Annotated in this window: 4 protein-coding genes; all 4 read left to right on the top strand. The window is 73.8% G+C overall.

Going from position 1 to position 6,173, the window contains the following annotated elements; all coding sequences use genetic code 11:
• Positions 1 to 2,486: class III lanthionine synthetase LanKC (lanKC, locus tag AB0B48_RS31325; protein ID WP_357207891.1), on the top strand; the 2,486-nt coding region annotated here is incomplete at its 5' end.
• A 5-nt stretch (positions 2,487 to 2,491) separates the two neighbouring features.
• Entirely contained in the window at positions 2,492 to 2,611 is a 120-nt protein-coding gene (locus AB0B48_RS31330) for a SapB/AmfS family lanthipeptide (RefSeq protein WP_013734295.1), read from the top strand.
• A gap of 71 nt (positions 2,612 to 2,682) precedes the next feature.
• Positions 2,683 to 4,410, top strand: coding sequence for an ABC transporter ATP-binding protein (locus AB0B48_RS31335; protein WP_357207893.1), 1,728 nt, complete (start codon positions 2,683 to 2,685; stop codon positions 4,408 to 4,410).
• Positions 4,407 to 6,173: ABC transporter ATP-binding protein (locus AB0B48_RS31340; RefSeq protein WP_357207895.1), on the top strand; the 1,767-nt coding region annotated here is incomplete at its 3' end. The genes AB0B48_RS31335 and AB0B48_RS31340, both read left to right, overlap by 4 nt.

Raw genomic sequence — 6,173 nt, forward strand, 5'->3', positions numbered from 1 at the left:
GCTGGCGTCGTGAGCCACTCGACGACTGGCTGATCTACGCGCCGGACGGCGGCTCGCTGCCGCAGCAGGGCTGGAAGATTCATGTCTCGGCCGGTCTGGCGAACGCCGAGCGGGTGCTGGACGCGGTCTGGAACTACTGCGTCCCCCGCGGCCTGTCCTTCAAGTTCCTGCGCGGGCCGCGCACGCTGCTGCTGCGCAACTCCAAGTACGCCGCCCGGGCCGCCAGCGGCAAGTTCGTCACCGTCTATCCGCGCGACGACGCGGAGCTGGAGCTGGCCTGCAAGGAACTCGACGAGCTGCTGACCGGCGAGACCGGGCCGTACATCCTCAGTGACCTCCGCTACGGCGCCGGCCCGGTCCACGTGCGCTACGGCGGCTTCGCCGCCCGCTACTGCCACTCACCCGACGGTCAGGTGGTGCCGGCGATCGAGGACGACTCCGGCACGCTGGTGCCCGACCGCCGCGAGCCCGTCTTCCACGTACCCGCCTGGGTCACGCTGCCCGACTTCCTCGGCCCGCACCTGGCCGCCCGCAACGACACCAGCACCAACGAGGTGCCGTACCGGATCGAACGGGTGATCCACTTCTCGAACGGCGGCGGGCTGTACGTGGGCAGGGACCTGCGTACCGACACCGAGGTGGTGCTCAAGGAGGCCCGGCCGCATGCCGGCCTGGACGCCGACGGCACCGACGCCGTCGCCCGGCTGGCCCGTGAGGCGCAGGCCCTGCGGAAACTCGCCGACCTGCCGCAGGTGCCTCGGGTGCACGACGAGTTCGTCCTCGGCGAGCACCGGTTCCTCGCGCTCGAGTTCATCGAGGGCCGACCGCTGAACAAGGTGCTGGTCGACCGGTACCCGCTGATCGACGCCGACGCGACCGACGGCGACCGGGCGGAGTACGCCCGGTGGGCCCGCCAGACCTACGAGCAGGTCGAATCCGTCGTGGCGGCGATCCACGAACGCGGCCTGGTCTACGGGGACCTGCACCTGTTCAACATCATGATCCGGCCGGACGACCGGGTCGCCCTGGTCGACTTCGAGGTGGCCGCCCCGATCGCCGGGCACCGCCGACCCGGGCTGCGCAACCAGGGCTTCGCGGCCCCGAGAGACCGCAGCGGACCCGCTGTCGACCGGTACGCCCTGGCGTGCCTGCGGCTGGCGCTGTTCCTGCCACTGACCCAGCTCGTCCGGCTCGCCCCGGCGAAGGTGACTCACCTGGCCGACATCATCGCCGCGAACTTCCCGGTGCCGAGGTCCTTCCTCGATCCGGCGGTCGAGGAGATCACCGGTGAGCCGCGTGTCACCGCAAACCCGCGAGGGAATCTCCGCGCCGCCGATTGGCCCACCTCGCGGGACCGGTTGACGACGGCGATCCTGGCCAGCGCCACCCCCGAACGCGACGACCGGCTCTTCCCCGGTGACATCGAGCAGTTCCGCAGCGGCGGCCTCAACCTCGCCCACGGGGCGGCAGGAGTGCTGCACGCGCTCGACAAGAGCGGCGCCGGACGGTGGCCCGAGCACGAAGAGTGGCTGGTGCGGCGGGCGACATCGCCCCCGTCCGGCACCCGCTGCGGCTTCTACGACGGGCTGCATGGCGTCGCCTACGCCCTCGCTCACCTCGGACGCCGGCAGGACGCGCTGGACGTTGTCGACATCTGCCTGCGGGAACCCCTCGACGGGCTCGACCACAGCCTGGCCAGCGGACTGTCCGGGATCGCGCTCAACCTGGCCGAGATGGCCACGCGTACCGGGGAGCTGTCGCTGTACGACGCCGCGTGGCGGGCCGCCGAGCGTGTGATTCGGCAGCTCGCCGACGACCCGGGCCCGGACGTCAGCGGCGGACGAAACCCGTACGCCGGGCTGCTGCGGGGCCGGACCGGACCGGCGCTGATGCTGGTGCGGCTCTACGAGCTCAGCGGCGACGACGAGTTGCTAGCGCACGCCGCCACGGCTCTGCGTCAGGATCTGCGCCGGTGTGTGCTGCGCCCCGACGGTGCGCTGGAGGTCAATGAGGGCTGGCGCACCATGCCCTACCTGGCGCACGGCAGTGTCGGGATCGGGCTGGTCCTCGACCAGTACCTGCGTCACCGGGCCGACGAGCAGTTCGTCGAGGCGAGCGCGGGAGTCCGCCTCGCGGCGCGCTCACCGTTCTACGCGCAGTCCGGGCTCTTCGCCGGCCGGGCCGGCATCATCGCCTACCTCGCCGCCTCGACCGACGCCGCCGACCGCCTCGAACTTCGCGCACAGGTGGACCGGCTGGCCTGGCACGCGCTGCCGTACCGGGAAGGGACCGCCTTCCCCGGTGAGCAGTTGCTGCGCCTCTCCATGGACTTCGGCACCGGCACCGCCGGCGTGCTGTACGCGCTGGCCCGCGCGCGGCACGACCAGCCGCCGGCGCTGCCCTTTCTCGCGCCCCTGCCGGGCGCGGACAGACTCCCTCGCGACAGCGGGGGCGACCCGATCGGCGAACGGATGGAAGGGAGGTGAACGACATGGCACTTCTGGACCTCCAGGGCCTGGAGATGGCTCCGGCCGACCGTACCGGTGGCGGTAGCCGGGCGAGCCTGCTGCTCTGCGGCGACAGCTCGCTCTCCGTCACGACCTGCAACTGATCCACGCACACGTGGGCCCTGGGTGGGTAGACGTGCCCACCCAGGGCATCCGTGTACCAACGGGAGGACCGATGCCGACGTTCGCCGCGGGGGACAGGCTGCTGCGGCAGACGGTCCTGGCGGGCGGCGGCTGGACGGCCGCGCTCGCGGCGGTCGCGCTGCTCGGCGCGGCCGCCGAACTGTTGCTCCCCGCGGTCCTCGGCCGCGCCGTCGACGCCGCCCTCGACGCCGGCTCCGCCTGGTGGGCGGTGTCCGCCGGCGCCCTTGTCGTCGTCCTCATCTGCGTCGACACCCTGACGGACCTGGCCAGCGGGTTCGGTGCGGCGCGCGCCACCGCCGGGCTGCGCCGGCGTCTCCTGCGTCACCTGTTCGCCGTGGACGTCCGCGCCACCCGCCGGTACCCGGTGGGTGACCTCGTCGGCCGACTGGTCGGCCAGGCCGCCGACACGGGACAAGCCGGCAACGCGGTGGTGCTGGCCATCGTGGCGGTGCTTCCGCCGCTCGGCAGCGTCGTCGCGCTCGCCATCATGGAACCGGTCCTCGGAGTCACCCTGCTCGCCGGTCTCGGCCTGCTCGCCGTCCTCATGCGCGCCTTCGTGGCCGACGCCTCGACCGCGACCGCCGGGTACCAACGGGTCCTCGGCAGCATCGCCGGCCGGCTGTTGGAGTCGCTGACCGGTGCCCGGACCATCGCCGCCGCCGGCACCACCCGCCGCGAGGAGGACCGGGTGCTGGCGGCCCTACCGGAGCTGGACCGGCACGGCCGGCGTACCTGGGGACTGCTGGCCCGGGCGAGTGCGCGCACCTCGGCCGTGGCGCCGCTGCTGAACCTGAGCGTCATCGCGGTCGGCGGGTACGCCCTGACCGCAGGCTGGCTCACACCGGGTGAACTGGTCGCCGCGGTCCGGTACGCGGCCATGGGCGCCGGGCTCGGTGCGGTGCTCGCCACCCTGAACCACCTGGTCCGCAGCCGCGCGGGAGCACACCGGGTCGCCGAGCTGCTGACACAGCCCACCACGTCGGTGGGCGATCGGCCCCTGCCACCCGGCGGCGGCGCCCTGCGACTGCGTGGGGTATGCGTGCACGCCGACGACGGGCGACCCGTCCTGGACGGCGTCGACCTGGACGTGCCGGCCGGCGCGACAGTGGCCGTCGTCGGAGCGTCCGGTGCCGGCAAGTCGACCCTGGCTGCCGTGGCGGGACGCCTGTACGACCCCGACCGCGGTGAGGTGCTCCTCGACGGGGTGCCGCTGCGGGACCTCGACGCGGTGGCGCTGCGCCGGGCCGTCGGCTACGCCTTCGACCGGCCGGTGCTGATCGGCGTGACCGTCCACGACGCGATCGGCTTGGCGCTGCCGGTCGATTCGGCGGTGCCGCCGGCCGATCGGAGCCCGGCCACACCGGCGGTTCTGCGGGCGGCCCGGATGGCGGCGGTCGCCGACGTGATCGAGCGTCTGCCCGGCGGTTACCGCACTCCGCTGGTGGACACACCGCTCTCCGGGGGCGAGACCCAACGCATCGGCCTGGCCCGCGCGTTCGCCGCCGAGCGGCTGCTCATCCTGGACGACGCGATGTCCAATCTCGACACCGCGACCGAACACCGGATCACCGAGGCGGTTCTCGGGCACGCCGGGGGGCGTACCCGACTGGTGGTCACCTACCGGACCGCGGCGGCCGCGGCGGCCGACCTCGTCGCCTGGCTGGACGGCGGTCGGCTGCGCGGCCTGGCACCGCACCGGCAACTGTGGGCCGACCCGGACTACCGTGCCGTCTTCCAGCCGGCCGGCGGTGGGTCGTGAGCCGTCCCGGCGTACGCCGGGTGACCTGGCGGGCGCTGCGGGCCCGTCGGTGGGAACTCGCCGGGCTCGGCGGCTGGTCGCTTGTCGAGTCGCTGCCCGCGCTGCTCGCCGGCTATCTGGTCGCCCGCGCCGTCGACGAGGGTTTTCTGGCCGGACGTCTCCTCACCGGCCTGGCCTGGTTGGGGGTCCTCGCCGTGGCCGTGCTGGTCGGCGCGGCGGCCACCGGCCGGACGTACCGGAGCCTCGGCGCCGTGGTCGAGCCGTTCCGCGACGAGGTGGCCGCCCAGGTGATCCGGGGTGCGCTCCGCGACGCCACCAGAGCGGGTGGCCGCCCGGACAGCGCCGCCGTGACCCGGCTGACCCACCAGATGGAGATCGTCCGCGATACCTTCGCCGGTCTGCTGATGGTGACCCGCGGCTTCCTCTTCTCCGCTGGCGCGGCCCTGCTCGGCCTGCTCGCGCTGGCGCCGGTGGTGGCGGCGCTGGCGTTCGCCCCGCTGGTCGCCGGTCTGGTCGTGTTCCTCGCCGCGCTGCCGTCGATGGTCACGCACCAGCGCGCCTACGTCCGGGCCGGTGAACAGCTCGGCCAGTCCGCGGCGACCGCCCTGGCCGCTCACCGTGACGTGCTGGCCTGCGGCGCCCAGACACGCGTGTCGGCGGAGGTGGAACGTTGGGTGTCGGCGCAGGCCGCCGCCGAACGCATGCTCGCCCGGATGGCGGCGATCCGCAGCCTCAGCCTCGGCATCGGCGGCTGGCTGCCACTGCTGGTGCTGATGGTGACCGCCCCGTGGCTGGTCGAGCGTGGTCTCACCGCCGGCGCGGTGCTGGGCGCGCTGATCTACGTCTCCACCGGACTGCAACCCGCCCTGCACACCCTGGTGCAGGGCCTCGGCGGAGGCGGGCTGCGCTACGCGGTCACCCTGGAGAACATCCTTCGCACCTGTCCGGTCTCCGACGACCCGCGCCCGCCAGCCCTCACCGCCCGGATGCCTCGCTGCCGACCACCCGCAGCCTCTGCCGATCGTCCGGCAGCCGTCGAGGTCCGGGGACTGACCTTCGGCTACGGCCCGCGCGCCCGGCCCGTCCTGCGGAACTTCTCGCTGACACTGGCCGACCGGGACCATCTCGCCGTGATCGGCCCGAGCGGTGCGGGCAAGTCCACACTGGCCTCCCTGATGGCCGGACTGGTGCCGCCGCAGGCAGGAACGGTCCACCTGGCCGGCACGAGGGTCGCCGACATCGAGCCGGCCGTCCTCGCCCGGATGCGAGTGCTGGTGCCCCAGGAGGCGTACGTCTTCACCGGCAGTCTCGCCGACAACATCCGCTACCTCCGGCCGGACGCCGACGACGACGCGCTGGAGGTCGCCCTCGACACGCTCGGCGCGCGTCCTCTGGCGACCCGCCTGGGCGGCCTGGACGCGCCGGTCGCGCCGGCCCTGCTCTCCGCCGGCGAGCGGCAGCTCATCGCGGCGGTCCGGGCCTGGCTGGCACCCGCCCCGCTGGTGGTCCTCGACGAGGCGACCTGCCACCTGGACCCGGCGCTGGAAGCGACGGTCGAGGCTGCCTTCGCCCGGCGGCCCGGCACCCTCGTCGTGATCGCGCACCGGATCAGCTCCGCGTTGCGGGCCGGACGGGTGTTGGTCCTCGACGGCGACGAGCCGCTGGTGGGGACGCACGAACAGTTGATGACCCGCTCGGCCACCTACCGGATGCTCGTCGGCTGCTGGGACGACCCGGTGGTGCCGTCCCCGGCGGCGTCGGCG

The sequence above is a fragment of the Micromonospora sp. NPDC049089 genome (assembly GCF_040648775.1).
Taxonomy (GTDB): Bacteria; Actinomycetota; Actinomycetes; order Mycobacteriales; family Micromonosporaceae; genus Micromonospora.

Bases quoted from the DNA above. Each gene is read 5' to 3' on its own strand.
- AB0B48_RS31330 (WP_013734295.1), top strand. From the start codon at position 2,492: ATGGCACTTCTGGACCTCCAGGGCCTGGAGATGGCTCCGGCCGACCGT.
- AB0B48_RS31335 (WP_357207893.1), top strand. From the start codon at position 2,683: ATGCCGACGTTCGCCGCGGGGGACAGGCTGCTGCGGCAGACGGTCCTG.